The sequence below is a fragment of the Methylobacterium sp. AMS5 genome, from assembly GCF_001542815.1.
GTDB lineage: Bacteria > Pseudomonadota > Alphaproteobacteria > Rhizobiales > Beijerinckiaceae > Methylobacterium.
In genome coordinates this window covers 2,699,425-2,722,913 of sequence record NZ_CP006992.1, presented here as the reverse complement: position 1 = coordinate 2,722,913, position 23,489 = coordinate 2,699,425, and the positions used below count along the sequence as shown (strand labels likewise).

The 23,489-nt window shown below is 67.6% G+C and carries 25 protein-coding genes and 1 tRNA gene; 11 read left to right on the top strand and 15 right to left on the bottom strand.

Going from position 1 to position 23,489, the window contains the following annotated elements; genetic code table 11:
* The first annotated feature begins 99 nt into the window (after nucleotides 1-99).
* Nucleotides 100-175 (top strand) — tRNA-Phe (locus Y590_RS12125).
* Nucleotides 176-465: 290 nt separating this feature from the next.
* Here the strand turns inward: Y590_RS12125 and Y590_RS12120 are convergent.
* Together Y590_RS12120 and Y590_RS12115 are read right to left on the bottom strand one after the other, a co-directional pair.
* Nucleotides 466-888 carry a hypothetical protein gene (locus Y590_RS12120; protein ID WP_201026731.1) on the bottom strand — a complete coding sequence of 141 codons (423 nt, stop codon included), beginning with the start codon at nucleotides 886-888 and terminating at the stop codon, nucleotides 466-468.
* Between the two features lie 780 nt (nucleotides 889-1,668).
* Nucleotides 1,669-2,208, bottom strand: a complete 540-nt coding sequence (locus tag Y590_RS12115) for a hypothetical protein (protein WP_286161736.1) — start codon at nucleotides 2,206-2,208, stop codon at nucleotides 1,669-1,671.
* 357 nt (nucleotides 2,209-2,565) lie between these two features.
* Here Y590_RS12115 and Y590_RS12110 point away from each other — a divergent pair, with 357 nt between their 5' ends.
* Both Y590_RS12110 and Y590_RS12105 read left to right on the top strand, forming a co-directional pair.
* Nucleotides 2,566-4,356, top strand: coding sequence for an ABC transporter ATP-binding protein (locus Y590_RS12110; RefSeq protein ID WP_060770061.1), 1,791 nt, complete (start codon nucleotides 2,566-2,568; stop codon nucleotides 4,354-4,356).
* Nucleotides 4,357-4,419: 63 nt separating this feature from the next.
* Complete coding sequence (locus Y590_RS12105) at nucleotides 4,420-5,298, top strand: aldose 1-epimerase family protein (protein ID WP_060770060.1); 879 nt, start codon at nucleotides 4,420-4,422, stop codon at nucleotides 5,296-5,298.
* 26 nt (nucleotides 5,299-5,324) lie between these two features.
* On the opposite strand, the gene Y590_RS12100 is transcribed toward Y590_RS12105, so the two are convergent.
* The 11 genes from Y590_RS12100 to Y590_RS12050 form a co-directional block, all read right to left on the bottom strand.
* The gene (locus Y590_RS12100; protein WP_060770059.1) at nucleotides 5,325-5,534 is read right to left on the bottom strand and encodes a TOBE domain-containing protein; all 210 of its coding nucleotides are present in this window, start codon (nucleotides 5,532-5,534) and stop codon (nucleotides 5,325-5,327) included.
* 81 nt (nucleotides 5,535-5,615) lie between these two features.
* Nucleotides 5,616-5,990 carry a DUF2293 domain-containing protein gene (locus tag Y590_RS12095; protein ID WP_060770058.1) on the bottom strand — a complete coding sequence of 125 codons (375 nt, stop codon included), beginning with the start codon at nucleotides 5,988-5,990 and terminating at the stop codon, nucleotides 5,616-5,618.
* 83 nt (nucleotides 5,991-6,073) lie between these two features.
* On the bottom strand, nucleotides 6,074-6,559 hold the full coding sequence (gene rpsI / locus Y590_RS12090) for a 30S ribosomal protein S9 (protein ID WP_060770057.1): 486 nt from the start codon (nucleotides 6,557-6,559) through the stop codon (nucleotides 6,074-6,076).
* A gap of 2 nt (nucleotides 6,560-6,561) precedes the next feature.
* Nucleotides 6,562-7,023 carry a 50S ribosomal protein L13 gene (gene rplM / locus Y590_RS12085; protein ID WP_004446860.1) on the bottom strand — a complete coding sequence of 154 codons (462 nt, stop codon included), beginning with the start codon at nucleotides 7,021-7,023 and terminating at the stop codon, nucleotides 6,562-6,564.
* Nucleotides 7,024-7,437: 414 nt separating this feature from the next.
* The gene (locus tag Y590_RS12080; protein WP_060770056.1) at nucleotides 7,438-8,298 is read right to left on the bottom strand and encodes a transglutaminase-like domain-containing protein; all 861 of its coding nucleotides are present in this window, start codon (nucleotides 8,296-8,298) and stop codon (nucleotides 7,438-7,440) included.
* 87 nt (nucleotides 8,299-8,385) lie between these two features.
* Complete coding sequence (locus Y590_RS12075) at nucleotides 8,386-8,991, bottom strand: LutC/YkgG family protein (protein ID WP_060770055.1); 606 nt, start codon at nucleotides 8,989-8,991, stop codon at nucleotides 8,386-8,388.
* Nucleotides 8,988-10,562 carry a lactate utilization protein B gene (locus Y590_RS12070; protein WP_060770054.1) on the bottom strand — a complete coding sequence of 525 codons (1,575 nt, stop codon included), beginning with the start codon at nucleotides 10,560-10,562 and terminating at the stop codon, nucleotides 8,988-8,990. The genes Y590_RS12075 and Y590_RS12070 overlap by 4 nt, the downstream gene beginning before the upstream one ends.
* Nucleotides 10,559-11,302 (bottom strand): (Fe-S)-binding protein, encoded by a 744-nt coding sequence (locus tag Y590_RS12065; RefSeq protein ID WP_060770053.1) that lies wholly within the window; start codon nucleotides 11,300-11,302, stop codon nucleotides 10,559-10,561. The genes Y590_RS12070 and Y590_RS12065 overlap by 4 nt, the downstream gene beginning before the upstream one ends.
* A 122-nt stretch (nucleotides 11,303-11,424) precedes the next feature.
* A complete protein-coding gene (locus tag Y590_RS12060; protein WP_060770052.1) occupies nucleotides 11,425-12,045 on the bottom strand; it encodes a DsbE family thiol:disulfide interchange protein in 621 nt (206 codons plus the stop codon).
* Entirely contained in the window at nucleotides 12,042-12,194 is a 153-nt protein-coding gene (gene ccmD, locus Y590_RS12055) for a heme exporter protein CcmD (RefSeq protein WP_060770051.1), read from the bottom strand. Before ccmD ends, Y590_RS12060 begins: the two co-directional genes overlap by 4 nt.
* A 116-nt stretch (nucleotides 12,195-12,310) precedes the next feature.
* Entirely contained in the window at nucleotides 12,311-13,117 is an 807-nt protein-coding gene (locus tag Y590_RS12050; protein ID WP_060770050.1) for a heme ABC transporter permease, read from the bottom strand.
* 197 nt (nucleotides 13,118-13,314) lie between these two features.
* Between Y590_RS12050 and Y590_RS12045 the strand changes: the two genes are divergently transcribed.
* Nucleotides 13,315-14,154 carry a transglutaminase-like domain-containing protein gene (locus Y590_RS12045; protein WP_060770049.1) on the top strand — a complete coding sequence of 280 codons (840 nt, stop codon included), beginning with the start codon at nucleotides 13,315-13,317 and terminating at the stop codon, nucleotides 14,152-14,154.
* A gap of 2 nt (nucleotides 14,155-14,156) precedes the next feature.
* On the opposite strand, the gene Y590_RS12040 is transcribed toward Y590_RS12045, so the two are convergent.
* Together Y590_RS12040 and Y590_RS12035 are read right to left on the bottom strand one after the other, a co-directional pair.
* Nucleotides 14,157-15,251 (bottom strand): NAD(P)/FAD-dependent oxidoreductase, encoded by a 1,095-nt coding sequence (locus Y590_RS12040; RefSeq protein ID WP_060770048.1) that lies wholly within the window; start codon nucleotides 15,249-15,251, stop codon nucleotides 14,157-14,159.
* 107 nt (nucleotides 15,252-15,358) lie between these two features.
* A complete protein-coding gene (locus tag Y590_RS12035; RefSeq protein ID WP_083530843.1) occupies nucleotides 15,359-16,582 on the bottom strand; it encodes a hypothetical protein in 1,224 nt (407 codons plus the stop codon).
* Nucleotides 16,583-16,913: 331 nt separating this feature from the next.
* Between Y590_RS12035 and flgB the strand changes: the two genes are divergently transcribed.
* From flgB to cckA, 7 genes are all read left to right on the top strand, one after another.
* Nucleotides 16,914-17,330, top strand: a complete 417-nt coding sequence (gene flgB, locus Y590_RS12030) for a flagellar basal body rod protein FlgB (protein ID WP_060770046.1) — start codon at nucleotides 16,914-16,916, stop codon at nucleotides 17,328-17,330.
* A gap of 35 nt (nucleotides 17,331-17,365) precedes the next feature.
* Complete coding sequence (flgC, locus tag Y590_RS12025; protein ID WP_003603420.1) at nucleotides 17,366-17,776, top strand: flagellar basal body rod protein FlgC; 411 nt, start codon at nucleotides 17,366-17,368, stop codon at nucleotides 17,774-17,776.
* A 5-nt stretch (nucleotides 17,777-17,781) separates the two neighbouring features.
* Nucleotides 17,782-18,105, top strand: a complete 324-nt coding sequence (fliE, locus tag Y590_RS12020) for a flagellar hook-basal body complex protein FliE (protein WP_060770045.1) — start codon at nucleotides 17,782-17,784, stop codon at nucleotides 18,103-18,105.
* 80 nt (nucleotides 18,106-18,185) lie between these two features.
* Nucleotides 18,186-18,452, top strand: a complete 267-nt coding sequence (gene fliQ / locus Y590_RS12015; RefSeq protein WP_003603418.1) for a flagellar biosynthesis protein FliQ — start codon at nucleotides 18,186-18,188, stop codon at nucleotides 18,450-18,452.
* A 45-nt stretch (nucleotides 18,453-18,497) separates the two neighbouring features.
* Nucleotides 18,498-19,274 (top strand): flagellar biosynthetic protein FliR, encoded by a 777-nt coding sequence (gene fliR, locus Y590_RS12010; RefSeq protein WP_060770044.1) that lies wholly within the window; start codon nucleotides 18,498-18,500, stop codon nucleotides 19,272-19,274.
* A gap of 24 nt (nucleotides 19,275-19,298) precedes the next feature.
* Nucleotides 19,299-20,363: a flagellar biosynthesis protein FlhB gene (flhB, locus tag Y590_RS12005; RefSeq protein ID WP_060770043.1), complete on the top strand. Its 1,065-nt coding sequence runs from the start codon at nucleotides 19,299-19,301 to the stop codon at nucleotides 20,361-20,363.
* Nucleotides 20,364-20,521: 158 nt separating this feature from the next.
* A complete protein-coding gene (cckA, locus tag Y590_RS12000) occupies nucleotides 20,522-23,233 on the top strand; it encodes a cell cycle histidine kinase CckA (protein WP_060770042.1) in 2,712 nt (903 codons plus the stop codon).
* Nucleotides 23,234-23,489 lie beyond the last annotated feature (256 nt).

Here is a 23,489-nt window from a genome sequence, read left to right as displayed (position 1 = left end):
CGGCAAAAAAGCTTCGCCTTCGGTTGCCGGAAGGCTGGACAGGCCCAAAACCCTTCACTATACCCCCGCCAGCCGACGACGCGGTGCGACGCGGCGGATGCCCAGGTAGCTCAGTTGGTAGAGCATGCGACTGAAAATCGCAGTGTCGGCGGTTCGACTCCGTCCCTGGGCACCATCTTTCTGAAGAGCAGTTTGCCTCGGAAAGTCAGGATTTTCTGATCAATAGCGTTGAGCCGACCGTTCTACGGTCCACTCTCCACTCGCTTTGGGCGGTGTCGCACTGGCCCTCCGACGGGGTTCATGCCCGTGCCCAATGTCTTAGATCACCTTACCCTTGGTCGGCGCGCTCGCTAAGCGGCCGACGGCGGAGTCGTTCGAGGGACGATCTCCTGGCAGTCAACGAGACCTGCGGGGATTCGCGCGTTTCCGCTCCGCGCGATCCATCAAGACAGCGGCCAGTCCCCATCACCTGAAGCGTCCCGCGAGCTTGCTCGAAGCTTCGGGATCGACACGGTGCAACCGCTCCAGCGCGCGAAGCGCATCCCGTTCGACCGATTCATGGTAGGCCGCTTTCACCCGATTGACGCGTTCGATGAGAACGTCGAGCTTTTCGAGTGGCGTCAGCTCCCGAGATGCCTCGCCCGATTTTGCCAGTTCCTGAACCGAGTTTGCGGGCGGCATCGCGCCGACCTTCCCGGCGAGTTCACGGACGGCTTCGGAAATGATCCCGAGTTGCTGGCCGAAACTTCCGACCTCCTTGATGACCGCCACTTCAATCTCCGGGACCCCTTGATAGGGCCCTGCCGAGATGTCCTGACTAACGCCGCCGCTCAGCGGTACGAAAAAGGGAAACGTGAACCATGAGTACCAAGTCGGGCTACCGGACATGACGCACCTCGATCCGCCGCAAGCCGCGCCATGGTCGGATGGTATGGGCCGATATTCAAGTTCGCTCCCATGCCTATCTGCACGGGCCTAATGCAGGATGGCGACTTTGCCAGTCTTAGCATTAAAAATGGCATGACAAACTTGATGCGCAGGCCTGCGCGATGCGTCAGTATTGAGCCGAAACTAGGTTTCGCCCACCAACAGCTGACGTCGCTCACCAGAAGAAGCTAGGTATGGAGGCAATTGAAAAAATTACTGAGAGATTTCATTGTATAATAAATGTATAAACACGCTACAGCTGGAGCTACTGACACGTTCGAATCAATACTACGGAAACAAGAGCTATGCCGGGCGAGTGCCTTACCACTCGAAAAACGAGTCCAGCCGCGGCATCAGGCAGATCAGTGTTCCTGCTGCGCCGATCACGCCTGCCACCATCACTATCGCCGCCACCGTCGGATCCCCGCGTCATCTCTTCGCAGCCATAACGCGGAAGGAGCTTGGGAAGTTTCACCGCCTTGGAATGGCACGCGAGGGGCGTTCACAGGGCCGTCACCACTTCAGGAAGCGGTCGGCGCTCGGCCGTGCCGCGACGGTGATAGCGATCGCACCAACGGCACCGATCATCATGATGGCGGCAGCGAGAATCATAACGGTTGCTCCACGACGTGGATTCAGAGGCGTCCTATGAATCAACGAGTGGGGACGATGGCGCGTGCCGTGCGGCAGATTGACTTGCCCGAAAAGGGTTTGGGCCGGAACCGGGCTTGAACCGAGGCCTCAGCTATCCCGGCCGATTCCCAGCCCTCGCAGGAGGTCGCCGATCGGATCGATCCGCGCGGCTTGCTGCGGCTGGGTCGCATCCGTCTCCGCGATGGAAGCCGGCAATGCAGCGGAATTCTCGGAAATCGGAGCCGGCCGTACGCGCGTCGCGATCTTTGCAGCACGGTGACGCCGCACGGCTTGCACCCGCTGCGTCGTGTCGGCGCCAGCGAGGTCGTCGGCCGCCAGGAGCGCGACCGTCTCTGGTGACAGCAGAGTGAAGGACGCGGGCTTCGGCGCCGGCACGCCGCCGCTTTCGTCCATGCTCGGCTTCGCCGCACCGGGCACCGCATCCATACCGGCGCTGTATCGCGGCGGATCGGCCCAGGTGGAACCATCGGCCGCCTCCGCGCTGCTGACGACCACGCTTGCAGCGCGCGACGGCGCCGAATTCTGCGTTCTCACGAGAGGAGAGGTCGCAAGAAGACCAAACACCATAACGGCGGTGGTCGCGAAGACGGATCTATAGTGTTCCATGCTTGCGAAACGTACCGCCAAGGTTCTGGTTCCCCGGCTCGAATCTGTCATCCCACGATTCGAATCGTCCACCTCCCGCACGACCCGGAGCCCGGAGAGACCCCGGCAGGACGTTCCGAACCGCTCCCGCCAACCCGATCGTTCGGCCAGGGGTTCGATCCGGCGACCAGCTCCTGCAGCTCGGCCTGCATGCGCTTGACGCCCCCTCCGCCCGCCATGCTAGAGACCGCGCTCGACACAAATGGGTCCAGGGTCCGTTTGTCATCAACCACTTAAGCAACGCTCCGAAAGCATTCGGCCCGGAGTCCACCTGTCCAGGCGTCGTCGCGCTTTCGCGTCGGTCCTTCGGATGGCAGCCCCTCTCGCCCCGGTGACTGTTTGAGGACCCTCCTCGATCTCCTGCGGGTGATGCGGCGACACGACCGAAGGCGGCTCCTGCTGCTGGGGCTCGGGCTCGGGCTCGCGGCCCTGCTCGAAGTGGTCGGCGTCGCCTCGGTGCTCCCCTTCCTCACGCTGGTCGGCGATCCCGATGCGGCAGCGCGAATTCCGTATCTCGGCAACCTCCGCGATGCCTTCGGCCTCGCCGACGACCGCACCTTCCTGCTCGCGACAGGGTTTGCCGCGCTCGCGGCGATCCTGCTGACCAGCGCGGTGAATGCCGCCTTCGCCTATGCGCAACTCCTGTTCGCCCACCTTGTCGGCTATGGGTTTGCCCAGCGCCTGCTCGCCCGCTACGTCGATCGCGAGCGCCTGTTCTTCGCTCATGCCAACAGCGCCGAACTCGCCAAGAACGTGCTGAGCGAGACCGACCGCCTCGTCGTCGGCGTGCTCACCCCGGCTATGGTGATCGCCTCGCGCGGCGCCTCGGCCCTCGCGGTGGTGATCTTCCTGATCGCCTACCAGCCCCGGCTCGCGCTGATCCTCGGCGGCGGCTTCGGCGGGCTCTACGTCGCGATCTACATCGTGATGCGGGCGCGCCTTTCCCGGCTCGGCGCCCGGGCGGTGGCGGACAACGAGGGCCGCTACCGTGTCGTGCAGGAGACCTTCGGCGCGCTGACCGAACTCAAGCTCTACGGCCGGGCCGAGACGTTCACGAGCAGCTTCGATGCGCCGGCGCGCTCCTACGCCCACGCCCTCGCCTCGAGTCTGGTCACCGGGCAGTTGCCGCGCTTCGTCATCGAATCGCTCGCCTTCGGCGGCGTGATCGCCGTGGTGCTGTTCGCGCTGACGCAAGGGATCGACACCGCCGGCATGCTGCCGCTGCTCGGCCTGTTCGCCTTCGCCGGCTACCGCATGCTGCCGGCCTTCCAGAACATCTTCACCGCCGTCTCGCAGTTGCGCTTCCACCTGCCCGGCGTGCGCCTGATCGTCGATGCGTTGGCAGGCGAGCGGGAGCGCACGCTTCGCACCACCGAGCGCTTGCCCTTCGCGCAGGCGATCCGTCTGGAGGATGTCGCGTTCGACTACGAAACCGGTCGTCCGACCTTGCGCGGCATCGACCTGACGATCGCCGCCCACACCACGGTCGGCCTCGTCGGACGCACCGGGTCGGGCAAGTCGACGCTGGTGGGCCTGATCCTCGGCATTCTCACGCCGACGCGGGGGCGCATTCTGATCGACGGCCGTCCACTTGATCCCGACAGCCTGCCGGCCTGGCAGAACCGGATCGGTTACGTGCCGCAGGACGTGTTCCTGATCGATGGCAGCATCACGCAGAACATTGCTCTCGGCATCCCGCCGAACAGTCTCGACCGGGCAGCCGTCGAGCGCGCCGCGCGGCTGGCGGGTGCGCATGATTTCATCGCGGCCCTTTCCGCGGGCTACGAGACCGGCGTGGGCGAGCGCGGTGCCCGGCTCAGCGGCGGCCAGCGCCAGCGCATCGGCATCGCCCGCGCGCTGTACCACGATCCCGATGTCATCGTGTTCGACGAGGCGACCAGTGCGCTGGACGGCGAGACCGAGGCCGCGGTGATGGAGGCGCTCGGCGCGCTGGGCGGCACGCGCACGATCATCATGATTGCCCACCGCCTGACTTCGCTGCGCCGGGCCGACACGGTCCATGTCGTCGAGGAGGGACGGATCGTCGCCTCGGGGCCGCCCTCGCAGGTGATCGCGGAGCCGGCCGCTTCGCCGCCCCCTGCGAACGCCGTCGTGGCACCGGCCCGGTAGCGGTTCCGCCCCGGCCCGGCTATCGCTTCGAAGCGAAGCAGAAGCGTGCGGGGGGCAGGAGCGATGGACGGGACGGTCGAGATCCGTGCGGATGACGGCAGCATGGCGCGGATCGCGCTGAACGGCGCCGAGCCGGTCTCGTGGCAGGTCGATGGCCGCGAATATCTCTGGAGCGGCGATCCGGAGCACTGGAACCGGCATGCACCCTGGCTCTTCCCCGTCGTCGGCGCCTCGTCCGGCGGCAGCGTGCAGGTGGGCGGGCAGCGCTACCCGATGGCCCAGCATGGTTTTGCCCGCGATCTGCCTTTCGCGGTCGTCAGCCAAAGCGAGGACGCGGTTTCCCTGCGCCTGACCGACAGCGCGGCGACGCGGACGCACTACCCCTTCCCGTTCCAGTTGACGATCGCCGCTCGCATCGCAGCAAAGACCCTCGCCTTCGATATCCGGGTCGAGAATCCGGGTGAAGGCGCCCTGCCCTACGCCCTCGGTTTCCACCCCGCCTTTCCCTGGCCTTTCGCCGGAGGTGAGCGGCGCGCCGATGGCGGCTACGCGGTTCTGTTCGAGGAGGCGGAGCGGCCCTTCGTCCCGGAGGTCGGCGCGGGCGGGCTTCTGGTGCGCAGCGAGCGGGAGCTGACCCTCGACGGCGCACGCCTCGACCTCGATCCCATCCTCTTCAGCGAGGCTCTGGTCTTCCTCAACGCGCGGAGCCGGGCGATGCGCTTCGTGTCGCCGAGCGGCCGAGCCATCGCCATGCGGATGGAAGACTTCCCCCATCTTGCGGTCTGGACCAAGCCGACGGCGCCGTTCCTGTCGCTCGAAGCCTGGACCGGACATGCCGACTGGGCCGATTTCGATGGCGCCTTGGAGAACCGTGATTCGCAGCGCCTTCTGGCGCCGGGCGCGACCGCCCGGCACGGGATCGCGCTGGCGATCGAAGGTTGAGCCTGGAAGGGTGAGCCTGGCTCGGCTCAGTCGACGGCGATGATGACGTCGGAGCTCTTGATCACGGCATAGGCTTCGCCGCCGACCTTCAGACCCAGCGAATCGACCGATTCGTTGGTGATGGCCGAAGTGATGATCTGCCCGCTGGCGATCTCGATCTTCACATGGGCCGTGGTCGAGCCCTTCTCGACCGAAACGACCTTGCCCTTGAGGACGTTGCGCGCACTGAGCTTCATCGAAGGGTGTCTCCGCTGTTGAGGTGCCCCTCCCTGCCCCAGCGTCCGCAGACCGGCAAGCGGACGCCGCCCGCTTTCCCCTCACGCTTCGGGGAAGTCGTCCTCGCCGGGGTCAGCCTCTTCGGAGACGCGTCGGCGGCAGCCCCATTCGGCGAGCCGCACGTTCATCTCTTCGAGAACGAAGTGGCGGGCACTCTCGCGGTCGTAGCCCTCGTTGAGGAGGTCGTCGTACTCGGTGAAGCTGTGCCGGGTGAGCGCGGTCAGGGCGAGCCATGCCGCGGTTTCCGGCACCGCGCCGCGCAGGCCAGGGCTGCGCAACGCCCGGTCCAGCACCGCTTCCGCCTCGAAATCCGGAAGGCGCGGCGCGAGACGGGCCAACGCCTCGGCCAGAACCGCCCGGCGGTCCGTGGGCGGCGCTGCATTTCTCGGACGGTCCGGGCTCCCTGCCCTTTTCATGCGACGGCCTCGCGTCGATCCAAGATACGAAAAAGGGCGGAGCCTTGCGGCTCCACCCTTTGCACCATCGGAGATGAAAAGCCTTAGCGCTTCGAGAACTGGAAGCTGCGGCGAGCCTTCTTGCGGCCGTACTTCTTGCGCTCGACGACGCGCGGGTCGCGGGTCAGGAAGCCTTCGCGCTTGAGCGAGGAGCGCAGCTCCGGCTCGTAGTAGGTCAGCGCCTTGGACAGGCCATGGCGCACGGCGCCGGCCTGACCGGAGAGACCACCACCCTTCACCGTGACGGTGATGTCGTACTGATCGACGCGGGACACGATCTCCAGCGGCTGGCGCAGGATCATGCGCAGCACCGGACGGGCGAAGTAGGTCTCGACCGGGCGGCCGTTGACGACCACGGTGCCGTTGCCGGGCTTGATCCAGACGCGGGCGACCGCGTCCTTACGCTTGCCGGTCGCGTAGGCGCGGCCCTGGGCGTCCAGCTTCTGAATGTGGACGGGCGCCTCGTTCTCGGGGTTGCTCGTCTGGGTGTTCGCCCGATTGAGGTCGGCGAGGGACTGAAGGGTCGCCATGATCAAGCGCTCACGTTCTTACGGTTGAGGGAGCCGACGTCGAGCGCCTGCGGCTGCTGGGCCTCGTGGGGATGCGCGGCACCCTTGTAGACGCGCAGGTGGCCGAGGATCTGGCGGAAGAGCGGGCCGCGCGGCAGCATGCGCTCGACGGCCTTCTCGACCACGCGCTCGGGGAACCGGCCCTCGAGGATGAACTTGGCCGAGCGCTCCTTGATGCCGCCCGGGTAGCCCGTGTGGTGGTAGTAGACCTTCTGGTCGTACTTGCGGCCGGTGAACTTCACCTTGTCCGCGTTGATGACGATGACGTGGTCGCCGCAATCGACGTGGGGCGTGTAGGCGGGCTTGTGCTTGCCGCGCAGACGCATCGCCACGATCGAAGCGAGACGGCCCACGACGAGGCCCTCGGCGTCGATCACGACCCACTTCTTGTCGACGTCGGCGGGCTTCAGCGAAGTGGTCTTCATGGCCGATTCCCGTGCCGGTGACGTTGGAAACAAGGCGCCGCCGCGTCGGGTGAGGACGCAGCGGCGTACGGCCGGGTCACTAGGAGGATTCTGCGTCTTCGTCAAGGCGGACGGCGAACGCCTCGGAGAGAAAAACGCAATCCGTGGAAGGCTTTTGCGATTACGGTATTTAGATACCGCATATGATGTGTCGGCTCGGCGTTCGTTGCTCGGGGGGATTGCGACGAGCGCGAACGAAAAAGCCCGCCGCGGACGGAGCCGGGCGGGCGGAGTTTGGAGATTCGTCCAGGCTTGCCTGGAACATAAGATTGACGAGCGATAATGCCGTTTAATCCGTCCGATACGAAAAAAACTTCACATCACCCTCGGCCGACCGGATTCACCGGGTGCGCCGCCGAGTGTGAGGCGTTTCGTTCAGGCCGCGCCGGCATGCGGAGCCGGCTCCTCCGTCGAGATCGCATCGACCGTGCGCTCCATCGGCTCCAGGGCCCCATCGGCGCGATCGATGCGGATCTCCATACCGGTCGGCTGCATGTCGCCGTAGGGCGTCGAAAAGGCGATTTCGGCGGCATCCCGTCCGATGCCGATGCGTACGAGCCCGTCGAGATGGGCTTGGCGCGTCGCGTCGAACAGCCACCAGCGCCCATCGAGATAGGCCTCGAACACGGCGTGGAAGTCCCCCGGCACGAGGCCATAGGCGTAGCAGCTCACGAACCGGGCCGGGATGCCGAGGCCGCGGCAGAAGGCGGCGCCGAGATGGGCGAAGTCGCGGCACACGCCGGCGCGCATCAGCAGGCTTTCGTCGGCCGTCGTCTCGCCGTCGCTCGCGCCGCGTCGATAGTCGATGTTGTCGTGGATCCAGTTGCAGATCGCATTGACCCGCTGATGGCCCTTCGGAAGGTCGCCGAACTCGGCCTGGGCGAAGGCAGCGAGCCGGTCCGACGAGACGAAGCGGCTCGGAAGCAGGAAGGGAAGGATGTCGAGGGGGAGTTCGGAGACGGGCGTCTCGGAGATCGTCGCCGGGTCGGCCCGAACGACGGTCAGGTCCACCTCGGCATTGTATTCGAGCGAGAACGGGCCCGGCTGCACGTTCACCCCGAGATAACGGTTCTTGAGGTCCGGCGTGACGTAGACGCGCCGCGCCAGATCCGGCGCCAAGGTCAGGCTTTCGCGGGCGATCTCGAGGCTTTGCAGCTTCGCGACCTCGACGTTGAAAATGAAAGTGGTGGGCGCCTTGACGTCGTAGGCAAGACTGCAACCGAGCTTAAATCGCACGGGGACGGCTCCGGGTTTTGTGGGAAAGCGCCCCGATCGCGCGAGACGTTTTGCCGCAAACGCGCGGAGATCCGTTCGGCTCCGCTTTCAGGCTGCTTGTTTTTTGCGCTGCAGCAGAAGCACGGTCAGCGAACGCACGCCCTGCGCCCCGTGAATCAGCACGCCCTCGATGTCGGCGGTGGCGGACGGGCCGGTATGAAGCACGGCGTAGGCCGCCTGTCCGAAATCCGGACGCTTGTAGGCGGCCTGGACGTTCACGAGGATGTCGGCGGGGTCGAGCAGCACGATCAGGTGCTGGGCGAGATAGGCGACCGCGTTCACGATCAGGTCGTCTTGCGTGAACAGCACCGAGCCGGTCTCTGCGACGCCGAAGCGCGCGCGCACCACCGCCACGTCGACATCGTTGACCTCGGTCGGCATGGCGACGGCGGCAAGGTCACGGTTCCCTGAGAATTCGGGCACGGCGGAAGCGATCACCGCCGCCCCGTCCAGGCGCGACCGCACCGGGGCGAAGGGATCGGATGGGCTGCCCGCGCGCTCGACTCGCCCGCCCATCTTGCCCAGACGCTCGGTAAATTCCGCGACGAGATCGTCACCCACCAGGGGCGGGAACCTCGGCACGTCCGGCAGCGGAAAGTCGCCGGCCGGGCGGTTGGCGCGCAAGCGAGCGAGGATCGTCTCGCGGGCGCTCACGCGTCCTGCCCCTTCTTCATCCGGTTCTCGCGGTACCACGCGTGGAAGCTCTGGCGCGGGGCGTGCGGCATCTCACGCTTCTTCCCCCAGGTGTTGGCCGGGTTGTAGACGGCAAAGCGCGGCAGGACGCGCAGGGCCGAGTCGGCGGTCTGGATCGCGGCGCGGTAGGCGGCCGGACGGCTCAGCACGGCGCCGGCCGCCTTCATCATGCCCTGCTTCAGGAGCGGGATCCGGTGCTCCTCGGCAAGCACCTTGCGCCAGGCAAAAATCTGCTCGTGGATGTTGATCTTCACCGGGCAGACGTTGGTGCAGGAGCCATTCATGGTCGAGGAGAACGGCAGGGTCGAGTATTTCCGCTTGTTGAAGGTCGGGTCGATGATGAGCCCGATCGGCCCGGAATAGGTCGCGCCATAGGAAAGGCCGCCCGACCGCCGGTAGACCGGGCAGGTGTTCATGCAGGCGCCGCAGCGGATGCATTTGAGGGAGGTCCAGAACTCCTCCATCCCTAACCGCTCGGAGCGGCCGTTATCGACCAGCACCATGTGCATCTCGGTGCCCGGCCGCGGCCCGCGAAAATGCGAGGTGTACTGGGTAATCGGCGAGCCGAGCGCCGAACGCGAGAGCAGGCGGATGAACACGCCGAGATGCTCGACGCGGGGAATCAGCTTCTCGATGCCGATCGAGTGGATCTGCAGCGGCGGCACGTTGCCGGAGAGGTCGGCATTGCCCTCGTTGGTGCAGGTGACCACCGTTCCGGTTTCGGCGATGGCGAAGTTGCAGCCGGTGAGGCCGGCATCGGCCTTGAGGATCAGCGGACGGGTCGTCTCGCGCTGGCTCTCGGCGAGGTAGTGGGCGTCGTCGTTGTCGGGGTCGGTGCCGAGCGTCCGGGCGAACACCTCTGCGACGTCGAGGCGGGTCTTGTGGACCGCCGGCATCACCACGTGGCTCGGCTCCTCGTCGTCGAGCTGCTGGATGCGCTCGCCCAGATCGGTCTCGATCACGTCGATCTCGTGGGCTGCCATGAAGTGGCGGAAGCCGCACTCCTCGGTCAGCATCGACTTCGATTTGACCAGCGACTTGGCGCCGTGTTTCCGCAGGATGTCGAGGACGATGCGGTTGTGGTCCGCCCCATCCTCGGCCCAGTGGACATGGACGCCATTGGCCTGTGCGGCCGCCTCGAACTGTTCGAGGTACCGGTCGAGATGGGTGAGCGTGTGCGTCTTGATCTGCGAGGCAAGCTCGCGAAGCTCCTCCCATTCCGGGATGCCGTGGGCGGCGACATCGCGCTTGCGGCGCACGTCCCAGAGGCGCTCGTCATGGGCCTTCTGATGCATCGGCGCGGCGAGGAAGCGCTCGGCGGCCTCCGCCTGGTCGATCGGGCGGTTGCCGCGCACTTTGGCGCCGCGGGGCTGCGGCTCGCGCGGCGCGTCGGCGCGGATCGGCTTCGAGGCAGCTTCGGCGTGCTGGAGTCGTTCGCCGCCGGGGCCGCGCTCGCTCTCGTCGGAGGGCGCACGCACCTCGGGGTGGAGCACGCCCTCGGTCTGGCGCGGGGTCAGGTCGTCGGCGCTCATGCGGCGGCTCCGTTCAGCACCTGGGCGATGTGAATGTATTTGAGGCCGACGCCGAGACGCTCGGCGCAGCCCTTCTGATGCATCAGACAGGAGGAATCGGCCGAGACCACGTACTCGGCACCCGCGCGGGCCTGATCGGTCACCTTGTCGTAGCCCATCTTGGCCGAGACCGCGGGCTCGAACACCGAGAAGGTGCCGCCGAAACCGCAGCACTCGTCGGGCCGGGTCAGATCGACGATCTCCACCCCCTTCACCTTCTTGAGAAGGTTGAGCGGCTTGGAGAAGAACGGCCGGTTCAGTTCGGTCGGACGGGCATGGCCGATGCCGCGCAGCGCGTTGCAGTTCGAGTGGTAGGCGACCTTGTGCGGAAACGCCGCCCAGGGAAGATCCTCGATCTTGAGCACGTCGTGCAGGAACTCGACGAGCTCGAAGGTTTTGGCCCGCACATGCTTGACCTCGTCGGTCTGCGGGATGGCGGTGAGGTGCTCGCGCACCTGATGCACGCAGGAGCCGGACGGGGCGACCACGTAGTCGAACCCGGAAAAATTCTTGACGAACAGCGCCTCGGTCGCGGCGGCCTCCTGATGGCAGCCGGTATTGGTCATCGGCTGGCCGCAGCAGGTCTGATCGTAGGGGTATTCGACGGTGAGGCCGAAGCGCTCCAGCAGTTCCAGCGTGGCGATGCCGACCTCGGGCTCGAAGGCATCGACGTAGCAGGGGACGAACAGTCCGATCCGCATGGCGCTCTTCTGATCGTGATTTCAGACGGCTGCCCCGCCTCACCACCTTGGAACGGTTTCAAGCGGACACGGGCTGCATACGCCTCCGATCCCCGGTTTCCAAGCGTGCCGCCTGATCCCGGTCAGTTGGTCACGGGGATGGTCCGTCCGGCGGCGCGGATACGCTCCAGCACGCTCGCGTAGTTTTCCGGCGTCAGGATTCCGACGAGCTTGTCGCGGATTCGGCCGTCGGGACCGATGATGAAGGTCTCCGGCACGCCGTAAACGCCAAGGTCGATTCCCGCCCGGCCGCTCGTGTCGGCGCCGACCGCGGCGAACGGCACCCCGTTGCGCTCCAACCAACGCCGTCCGGCGTCGCCGGGATCCTTGTAGTCGATGCCGACGAGGCGGATGCCGGGCTCCTGCGCGAGCCGCATCAGCATCGGATGCTCGATCTGGCAGGGGGCGCACCACGAGGCGAAGATGTTGAGGACGGTCACCTGCCCCCTGAGGTCCGCACTCGACAAACCGGGCACCGGCCGGCCGGCGGCCTGGAGGCCCGGCACCGGCTCCAGTGCGAAAGCGGGGACCGGCTTCCCGATCAGCGCCGAGGGCAGCGCCGCAGGATCGGCGCCGGAGCGCAGCCGGACCAGGAAGGTGACGGCCAGGACGGCGAAGACGAGCACCGGCAGCAGCGCGAGGAGCGAGCGGCGGGGGCGCTCCCCGGTGCCGGGCGGGGTCGGCTGCGGAGCCTGCGCGCTCACGAGCGACCTCCCCGCTCGTCCTGCAACTCGGCGAGCGCGCGGCGCTGCGCCCGCCCGTCCCACCAGCCGTTGAGGGCCAAGGCACCGAGCACCAGGGCCGCGAAGCCGTAGGAGCCGATGATGAAGGGGGCGTAAGGTCCGAATTCCATGGCGGGTCTCAGAGTGATCGTCCCATCGATCGTCTTGAAGTGCCTCACAAAACTCCCGGTCTCTGACCGTTCTCGTTCCGGCGATGACAGCGCAGCGGGAGTTTTGTGGGAGACACCTAGATCGCTTGGCCCACGGGAAGGGTCGTCGCGGCGCGGGTCATCGGTGCGGCGTCCTGCACGCCGGCATCGAGACGCTCCGCCTGCCGGATCAGCAGCGTGCGCACCCGGCGGCGGTAGATCTCGGTGCGCATCGCCTGAAGATGCAGCGTGACGCCCAGCAGGGTCATCGCCAGCACCATTTCGAGCAGCGGGTAGAGCATCGAGGAATCGATGGACGAGCCGCCCATGCGCAGGATCGACGCCGGCTGGTGCAGCGTCGACCACCAGTTCACCGAGAATTTGATGATCGGCAGGTTCACCGCGCCGACCAGCGTCAGGATCGAGACCGCGCGCGCCGCCCGGCTCGGATCCTCGATGGTCCGCCACAGGGCGATGATGCCGCAATAGATCAGGAACAGCACCAGCATCGAGGTCAGGCGCGCGTCCCAGACCCAGTAGGTCCCCCACATCGGCTTGCCCCAGAGCGAGCCGGTGACGAGGCAGATCAGGGTGAAGGCCGCACCGATCGGCGCCGCGGCGCGCTGCGACACGTCGGCGAGCGGGTGGCGCCAGACCATCGTGCCGATCGCCGAGAGCGTCATCGCCCCATAGAAGCCCATGCCGAGAATCGCGGCAGGGACGTGGATGTACATGATCCGCACGGTGTCGCCCTGCTGGTAATCGGGCGGCACGACGAAGAAGGTCAGGTACAGCCCAGCGGCAACGAGCAGGGCCGACGCCGCGGCGAGCCAGGGCAAGGCCGCACCCGACCAGCGCAGGAAGTGGCCCGGATGGGCGAGGCGGTTCCAGAGAGCGGTCCACATGGAAGCCTCCATACCGCCGAGTGCGCTGCAGCAGCAATGCGCGCCAACGTCCCGTCCGGCGCCTGCTCTTTGTGCTGGCGGACTGCGAAATATTTGTGCAGCGCGATACCGGAACGCCTGGTAATCACAAGAATTAACGCTTGATCCCGCTCAATCTCTATTTTTCGGGATTGAAAATCGTAGTCACGAGCTGCCGCATGCTGATCAAGGCCGGTTACGACATCACCTTCGAGACTGATGCTGCAACGCCGATGTCGCTGCTCCTCAGCCTCCACCCCTCCCGCCAGGGGGATCTGCGCAGCCCGGAAGCGATCGTCTTCGATCCGCCGATCCCGCAGCGGCAGACGCTCGATTCCTTCGGCAACGTCTGCACCCGCATCGTCGCGCCGCCGGGCCGCCTCTCGATCTCGGCGGATCTGCTGGTCGCCGATTCGGGCCTGCCCGACACGGTTGCGCCGGAGGCCGCCCAGATTCCGGTGGAGGCCCTACCCGACGAGGTAATGGTCTACCTGATGGCGAGCCGCTACTGCGACACCGACAAGCTGGCCGGAATTGCGTGGCCGCTCTTCGGCCAGACGCCGGAGGGTTGGGCGCGGGTTCAGGCCATCGTCGATTACGTGCACGAGCGCATCCGCTTCGATTACATGCAGGCGGATGCCACCCGCTCGGCCTTCGACGGCTACCAGCAGCAGGTCGGCGTCTGCCGCGATTTCGCGCATCTCGCCATCGCGTTCTGCCGCTGCATGAACATTCCGGCGCGCTACTGCACCGGCTATCTCGGCGATATCGGCGTGCCGCCCGTGCCCGATCCGATGGACTTTTCGGCGTGGTTCGAGGTCTATCTCGGCGGGCGCTGGTACACCTTCGACGCCCGCCACAACACGCCGCGGATCGGCCGCATCGTCATGGCGCGCGGTCGCGACGCAACGGATTGCGCGATTTCCACGAGCTTCGGCGCGGCGCGGCTGATCAACTTTGCAGTTCACACCGATGCGGTGGCGGACGGGACGAAGGCCGATCTGATGCGGGCCGCGTAACCTCACGCCATCACGTGATCGGCCACCGCCTCAGCCAGTGAGAGCGCGGAGGTGAGGCCCGGACTCTCGATCCCGAAGAGCTGCACCAAGCCGGGCCATCCATGCTCGCCCGGCCCATCGATGCGAAAATCCGCCGCCGGCTCGCCGGCACCGCTGAGTTTCGGCCGGATTCCCGCATAATCCGGCATCAGGCGCCCGTTCGGCAGGCTGGGCCAGTAGCGCCGGATCGCCGCCTCGAAGCGATCGACGCGCCCCGGATCGACCGCGTAGTCGGGGGCGTCCACCCACTCGACATCGGGACCGAACCGCATGCGTCCGGCGAGGTCCAGGGTCAGATGGATGCCGAGGCCTCCCTCGACCGGGGCCGGGTAGATCAGCCGCGTGAAGGCCGGCCGCCCGCTGCATCCGAAATAGCTGCCCTTGGCCAGAACCTGCCGGGGGATGCCGTCCGCCGCCGCCCCCTCGATCCGGCGGGCGAGGGCCTGCGCACCGAGGCCTGCGGCGTTGACGAGACAATCGACCTGCAGCACGTTCGGCGCCTCGCCGCCGAAGCGGATCTCCCAGCGCCCATCCCGGCGCCCGGCCGCTTCGATCGGAGTCCGCAACGCCAGCACGCCGCCCGCATCCTCGACATCGCCGAGGAGCGCCAGCATCAGGGCATGGCTGTCGACGATGCCGGTGGCGGGGGAATGAAGCGCGGCGACGCAGGACAAGGCCGGCTCCAGAGCCACAGCCTCGGCGCGCTCACACCAGGTCAGGCCCTCGACCCCGTTCTCGGCCCCGCGGGACAGGATCGTTTCGAGCGCTGAGCGCTCCGCCTCGTGCGTCGCCACGATCAGCTTGCCGCAGAGCCGGTAGGGCACGCCGTGGCTCTCGCAGAAATCGACGACGCGGCGGCGCCCCTCGACGCAATGGCGGGCGCGCAGCGAACCGGGGGGATAATACATCCCGCCGTGGATCACCTCCGAACTGCGGGCGGACACGCCGGTGCCGATCGCCTCGGCTGCCTCAGCCACGATCACCGCGGCGCCGCGCAGCGCGAGGGCCCGCGCGATCGCCAGCCCCACCACCCCCGCCCCGACGACGAGTGCCTCCATGCCTACGGCCTGCCTCGCGAACGTTCGGGTGGCCGCACCGCGACGCGGCTTCGGCGGCTCCCGGAAAAACAGGCCTTACGGCCAAGAGGCGGACGAGCTTGCTCGTCTCAGTTCTTGCTGTCGAGCGGGCGTCCGAGGAGGCGGGCGAACTCGGCCTCGATCTCCTCCACCGAAAATGGGTTCTGCGTTTGAGCGGCGGGCTCCGGCGTCTCCGGCTTGGACGGCTCGGGTTTGGGGGACGCCGGTTTTGGCGGCTCGGCCTTGAAAGGTTCGGACTTCACCGCGTCCGGCTTGGGCGAGGCCACGAACGGCGGGGGTGCGACGGGCTTGACGGGGGCCGCAGGCTTCGGCTCGGGCCGGGGCGGCGGTGCCACCACCGGGGCGGGAGCTGGCTCCGGCTGAACCGGTGCCCCCTGTGGCGGCGGCGCGGCGGGAACGGGCGGAGCCGCTTCAGCCGCCATCGCCGCAGCGATCGGGTCGGGCGGCGCGGGCGCCGGCTCGACCGGTTTCGGTGCCGGAGGGGTCACCTCGGCAGGGCCCGCAGGCGGGGGCGTGACCGCGGACGAGGGACGCTTCAGCGCCACCTGAAGCTGCCGGGCCATGTCAGAGAGAACGGCAGGATCGACCGATCGCGGCCCACGACTCGCCATGACCGGTGGCTCCGGCACAGGTTCCGGCACCGGCTCGGCCGACGCGGATTCCGGCCGCGCGGGGCGCTCGGACGCGACCTCCGGACGGGGGGAGACCACCGGCGGCGCCGTGCGCCGCATCAGTCGGCTGACCGGCGAGACCGGCCTCGCCGGAGCGTCGGCCGGTACGACCTCGGGCTCGAACAGGCCGGGATCGAGGGGCGGCGCCCGGTCGACGCTGGGCTGGGCGCCGGATACCGCCGAGGGTACCACCTCCGGCATGGCGAAGGTCGGCGGCATCGGAGAGTCGAGGAAGGGATCGGTGCGCGGCTCCAGCGCCGGATCGTTCATGCCCGCCTCGCCGCCGGGCCGGGCGCTCCCGTCCGGCGCGTAACGGGTGCCCGCACCGCGCTGAATGTGACGCTCGATCACCACATCGTTGGGGCCACCGACCAGCAGCAGGTGCTCCACGTTGTCCCGCCGCAGCAGGATGAGTTGGCGCTGCCGGTCGAGTTCGTAGATGTCGACGATGCCGAGCCGCGGCTGGCGTCCGCGCTGGCTCGCGCTCGCGGACAGCGTGAGCCCCCGCCCGGACAGCCGCATGAACAGCAGCGCGGCGATCAGGAACAGCACCAGGATGACGAGGAAGATCACCAGGAACTGCAAGGCGTAGGAGCCCTCGGAACTGAAGAACGCTTGCAAGACCCGCGTCTTTCTAAGTCGGGGCTCCGACGCCGCCGCGCGACGTCCGGCGGTGACCGAAGCCGGCGGAGACGCGATCTCGGCCCCACGCATGACACCGGGTGATTATCGCCGCCGCTTCACGCCCCGGCAACGTATGTTGACACTCCGTTAACAACTCGGTGCAGGCGGCAGCGGCCATTCCAACATCCGCGGCGACGTGCGGCCTCGCGGACACCCGGCAGGTTTTGCCCGGTTAACGGCTCCTTAACCATGTGAGCGGCAGATTCTGCCGAGTTCGGACCTGTGGCTTTCCGAAATCCATCGCCGGCCGCGCCGACCCCGAGGCACCATGTCGCTCACCGACCTGCCCCTGCTCGGCATGCTGCGCACCCGGATGCACTGGCATCAGGCCCGCCAGGCCCTGCTCGCCGAGAACGTCGCCAACGCCGACATGCCGGGTTTTCGCCCCCGCGATCTGGCCGAGCCGTCCGCGGCCTCGGTGAAACTCGCGACGCCGGTCGGCGCCTCGGTCGGCGGAGACGGGCTCGCCCGCACCGATTCCACGCATATCGGGATGACGGCGAGCGCCGGTCCGAACGCCGACCCGCGCCGCTTCAAGGGCTTCGAGGTCCGCCCGTCCGGCAACGGGGTGAACCTGGAGGAGGAGATGATGAAGGCCGGCGACAACCAATCCGATTACCAGCTCGTCGCCTCGCTCTACCAGAAGAGCCTCGACGCCCTGAAAATCGCCGTCGGCAAGCGCTGACATCGCTCGCTGACATCGCTGAACGGGGGACCGTCATGGATTTCTTGAAGAGCCTCGGCATCGCCGCCTCCGGCCTGAAAGCGCAGTCCGGCCGGATGCGCATCATCGCCGAGAACATCGCCAACGCCGATTCGACCGCCCAGACCGCGGGCGGCGATCCCTACCGGCGCAAGATCCCGACCTTCACCAGCCGCTTCGACAACGAGCTGAATGCCAGCGTCGTCGAGGCCGGTCGGGTGCGGCGCGATCCCACGCCGTTCCGCACCAAGCACGATCCCGGCAACCCGGCTGCGGATGCGCGCGGCGAGGTGCGCCTGCCCAACGTCAACGGGCTGATCGAGAACATGGACATGCGCGAGGCCCAGCGCTCCTACGAGGCCAACCTCAACATGGTGACCGCCACCCGGCGGATGATCTCCCGCACCCTCGAGATCCTGAAGGCGTAGCCCCGATGACGACGTCCGCCTTCGCCGCCGGCGCCTACGGCGCGGCCCAGAGCCTCGCCCGCCCCGGCGCCGTCAAACCCGTCCAAGGCATGGCCCAGGGCCTGACCGCGCCGGGCGGCTTCACCGGCTTCCTGCAGCAGAGCCTCGACAGCGTCGCGCAATCCGGTGCGCAGGCCGACCGCGCCGCCCTCTCGGCGGCCACCGGCAAGGCCAACGTGGTGGACGTGGTGACGGCGGTGGCCGAGAGCGAAACCGCTCTCCAGACCCTGGTCGCCGTGCGCGACCGCGTGATCTCCGCCTACGAAGAGATCATGCGGATGCCGATCTAGTTTTTCTGGCCCCTCGGCCCGCAGGCGGGACGAGGGGAGGCCGGCGATGCCCCGCAGAGCAGACGAAAAGTCAAAGTCCCATGACCGGCCTCGCCATCCTCGACATCGCCCGCGACGGCATCTTCGTATTCTTGAAGGTGGCGGGGCCGATGATGATCGTCGCCCTCGTCGTCGGCCTGATCGTGTCGCTGTTCCAGGCGCTGACGCAGATCCAGGAGCAGACGCTCATCTACGTGCCGAAGATCGTCGCGGTGTTCGGGGTGATGCTCCTGATGCTGCCCTTCATCGGCGATGCCATGGCCGCCTACATGGCCCGGATCGCCGCCCGGATCGCCGCGGGCGGATGATGGGGCGGCAGCGCCGGCCGGGCCAAGCGTGTAGGATGAGCGCGCATGACCACGCCGCTCGACCTGCTGCTGCCCGGCCTCGCGGCGGCCTTCCTCATCACCTTCGCCCGGGTCGGCACGCTGATGATGCTGATGCCGGGATTGGGCGAGCAGCTCATCGCGAGCCGCCTGCGGCTCGCCCTCGCTTTGCTCGTGACGCTGGTGCTGTTTCCGACCGTGCGCCCGATGCTGCCGACCGGCAATGCGGCCTTGGCCGCGCCAACCCTGATCGGATTGCTGATCGGCGAGATCCTGATCGGACTGATGCTGGGCCTCTGCGTGCGCATGATCGTCGCCGCGCTCCAGACGGCGGGCGTGGTGATCTCGCAGCAGCTCGGCCTGTCCTACGCCATGACCGTCGATCCGACGATGGGCGGACAGCAGGCGGCGATCGGCAACTTCCTGGCGATGCTCGGCGTCACGCTCATCCTGGCGACCGATCTGCACCACGTCGCCCTCGAAGCGATCGGGCGCAGCTACCTCCTGCTGCCGCCGAGCGGCGTGCCGGCGATGGCGGATGCGGCCAAGCTCGGGCTCGACGCGTTCAGCCGCGGCTTCGCCCTGGCGGTGCGGATCTCCGGACCGTTCATCGTGTTTGGCATCCTGTTCAATCTCGGGCTCGGCGTGCTCTCCCGGCTGATGCCGCAATTGCAGGTGTTCTTCCTCGCGGTCCCCGCCTCGGTCATCATCGGCATGATGCTGCTGGTCGGGGCCCTCGGCCTCATCATGGGGCTGTTCCTCGACGATCTCGGCCGCTATCTCGGCGCGTTCCTCGGGCGCTGATCCGGAACAGGGGAGCCTGAGCCGGTGTCCGACGAGACCGACGACGAGGACAAGACCGAAGACCCGACGCCACGGCGCATCGAGCAGGCGATCGAGCGCGGCGACGTCCCCAACTCCCCTGAGATCAACACCTTCTTCATCCTGGCGGCCTTCACCCTCGCCCTGATCCTCTCGGCCCGCCCTGTGGCGGAGGGGCTGACCCGCGACATGCGCGGCTTCCTCGAACATGCCGGCGGCCTGCCTTCGGATGCGGGCACCTATCTCGGCGTGGCGCTGCGCGTGGCTTGGGTCTGCACCAAGGCGCTCGCCGTGCCGCTGGGAATCGCGATGCTCGCGGCCATCGCCGCCGGCCTGATCCAGCATCGGCCGATCTTTACCGCCGAGAGCCTGATGCCGAAATTCGCGCGCATCTCGCCGATGGCCGGCGCCAAGCGCCTGCTCGGCATGGATGCCTGGGTGAATTTCGGCAAAGGGCTCGCCAAGATCATCGTCGTAGGCACCATCGCCGGGACGATCCTGTGGAGCGAGCACGACCGGGCGGAATCCTTCGCCCAGCTCGATCCGGGTGTGGCGCTCCAGGGCACCCTGACGCTCGCCCTCAAGATGATGGGCGGCATGCTCGCGGTCTACGCGGTCATCGCGCTCGGGGACGCGCTCTACCAGCGGAACCGCTGGCACAAGCGCCTGCGCATGACGAAGGAGGAGATGAAGCAGGAGCACAAGGAAAGCGAGGGCAGCCCCGAGGTGAAGGCCCGGATCCGGCAACTCCGCCAAGCCCGCGTGAAGAAGCGGATGATGGCCGCCGTGCCCACCGCCACCGTGGTGGTGACGAACCCGACCCACTTCGCCGTGGCCCTGCGCTACGAGGCCGGGATGGCGGCACCGATCTGCGTCGCCAAGGGCGTCGACTCGCTGGCGCTGCGCATCCGCGCCGTCGCCGCCGACCACGACGTGCCGGTGATGGAGAACCCGCCGCTCGCCCGCGCCCTCCACGCCACCGTCGAGGTCGATGCCGAGATTCCCGCCGAGCACTATCGCGCAGTTGCGGAGGTCATCGGTTTCGTGCTTCGCCTTCGCCGAGCCGCCTGAGGCTCGATCCGCTTCCGCATGGGACGGCGAAGTCGTTCAGGCGCCACGGTTTATGCACCATTGTCCGGCAATGCTCGGGCAGAAGGTGCGGCATTTGACGACCCACAGGGCTCGAAGCAGCCATGTGCCGTCCGTGTGCGAGGGATGGGTAGGGCCTGATGGCTGAGGTCAGCGGACCAGCGGTGCCGGCGTCCGGTTCGATCGATCGTTCGGAGCGTCCCGGCCGGGTCGGCCTGCTGCTGATGCTGGCGGGCCTGCTCGTCGGCGCGGCGGTGGGATTGTCCTTCGTCGCCAACGAGCAGGCGCAGCCGCTCATCCTCGCCCTGCTGGCGCTGCTCGCGATGGCGGGCGTGTTCTTCCTGTTCGCCCTGGCGATCGGCGCGCTTCAGCTCGCCGGCCCGGCTTCGCGCGACGACATCACCCGCGCCATCGTCGACGCGGCCCCCGAGGGCAAGCTCGTCGTCGAGGATAACGGACGGATGATCTACGCCAACGAGGCCTATATGCGCCTTGCCGGCGGCGACAGCTTTTCGAATCTCCGCTCCATCGAGCGCATCTTCGTCGGCGCGCCGGAAGTCTCGGAGGCGGTCTACCGGCTCGCGCAGGCATCCCGCGACGATCGCGCCTATGCCGAAGAGATCCGGATGTCGCCGCCGCCGGGCGGCGCGGCGGACCGCGACTTCGCGTGGTACCGCATCGCGGTTCGGCCGATCCAGCGCCACCGCGGCTCTGCCGCGCTCTGGACGGTGAGCGACATCACCCACGAGCGCGAGCGCCAGGAGAACGTCTTCCAGGAACTCCAGCACGCGATCGACTATCTCGACCACGCACCCGCGGGTTTCCTGTCGATCGATGCGGCCGGCTCGATCGTCTACATGAACGCGACGCTCGCCTCCTGGCTCGGCTACGACCTCGCCACCGTCGGCTCCGGCGGGCTGAAACTTCTCGAGATCGCACCCGGCGCCGACATGCTCACCGCCTCGCCGGGCCTGCCCGGCGAGGTGCGCACCGACCGCTACGATATCGACCTGCGCCGCCGCAACGGCCAGCCGCTGCCGACGCGGCTCTACCATCGCGTCGCCTACGGGCAGGACGGGGCGCCCGGCCCCTCGCGCACCTTCGTGCTCAACCGCTCCGCCGGATCGGATGCCGACGAGCCGCAGCGCGCGGCCGAGGTGCGGCTCGCCCGCTTCCTCAACAACAGCCCGATCGCCATCGCCACCCTCGACCGGGACGGCCGGGTGATCCGCGCCAACACCTCGTTCGTGCGCCTGTTCGCCGGCATGCCGCGCCAGCCTTCGGCGGAGGGTGGCCGCGACGCACCCGATCCGATGATGCGCGACGCGGTGCTGGAGCGCGACCGTGGCGTCATCGAGGGCGCGCTCGCCCGCGCCGCCAACGGCTTCGGCGGCCTCGATCCGATCGAGGTCGGCCTGTCCGGGCCGGGTGATCGCTCGGCCCGCGTCTGGATGAGCCCGGCGGATTCCGACGGGACGCCGAGCCCCGATGCCGAGGCCCGGGCCGGCAGCGACGGCGACCGTGAACGGGTGATCCTCTACGCCCTCGACACGACGGCCCAGCGCCAGCTCGAACAGCAGGTCGCCCAGACCCAGAAGATGGACACGGTGGGCCAGCTCGCCGGCGGCATCGCCCACGACTTCAACAACGTCCTCCAGGCGATCATCGGCTACTCGGACCTCCTGCTCGCGAGCCACCGGCCGACCGACCACGCCTTCCAAGACATCATGCAGATCAAGCAGAACGCGAACCGGGCCGCATCCCTGGTGCGCCAATTGCTGGCCTTCTCCCGCCGCCAGACCCTGCGGCCGGAGGTGATGGATGTCGGCGAGGCACTCTCCGACCTGACCCTCCTGTTGAAGCGGCTGCTCGGCGAGCGGGTGCAGCTCGATTTCCGCCACGGCCGCGAGATCTGGCCGATCAAGGCCGACGTGAACCAGTTCGAGCAGGTGATCGTGAACCTCGCGGTCAACGCCCGCGACGCGATGCCGGGCGGCGGCAGCCTGACGATCCGCACCGCCAACTGCCCGGTCGATGGCGAGCGGCCGATCGGCATCCCGGCGGGCGATCACGTCATGATCGAGGTGACCGATACCGGCGAGGGCATCCCGCCGGAGGTGCGCCAGAAGATCTTCGAGCCGTTCTTCACGACCAAGGAGATCGGCAAGGGCACCGGGCTCGGGCTTTCGACGGTGTTCGGCATCGTCAACCAGTCCGGCGGGGCGATCGACGTGCAGTCGACGGTGGGCGAAGGCACCACCTTCCGCATCTACCTGCCGCGCCACGAGCCCGGCATCGAGGCCCTGCCCGAGCCGCTGCCGCCGCCGCGAACGGCCTCCGGATCGACGAAAGTTAGCGCTTCCGAGCCGAACTCCGGGACCGGTGACGATGCCGAGGCGGGATTGGCCGAATCGAGCACGGAGTCCGGCTCTCCCGCTGCCCGTCCCCCGGAGCCGCCGCCGAAGCCCGCGGCGGACCATACCGGCCAGGGCACCGTCCTGCTCGTCGAGGACGAGGATCCGGTCCGCGCGGTCAATTCCCGGGCGTTGTCCGCCCGCGGCTACACCGTGCTGGAGGCGGCCTCCGGCATCGAGGCGCTGCGTCTGATCGAGGAGCATGCCGACGGTATCGACGTGGTGGTCTCCGATGTCGTGATGCCGGAGATGGACGGGCCCACCCTGCTGCGCGAGCTGCGCAAGCACATGCCCGACCTCAAGGTGATCTTCGTCTCCGGCTACGCGGAAGACGCCTTCCGCAAGAACCTTCCCGAGGGCGAGGCCTTCAACTTCCTGCCCAAGCCCTTCAGCCTCAAGCAGCTCGTCGAGACGGTGAAGCAAACGATGGCGAGTTGAACGCACCTGAGGGGAGCGTACGACATCCGATCAAACCCTTCGGGATATCGGATGTCAGCATCCATCAGGCGACATGGCGCGCGGCTAGCGCGCGAGGCGGAATCCGCCTCCAAATTTGGTCAGAGCGACTTCGGCACAAGGACAGTCAGCATCCTGCGCCGTCGCAGGGAATCTCGACCGGCGGCTTCGCTTCCACATTCTGTTCTTTCCGGCTCAAACCGCGACGACGGGCTTGCGCATTGAGAACAAAACAAGT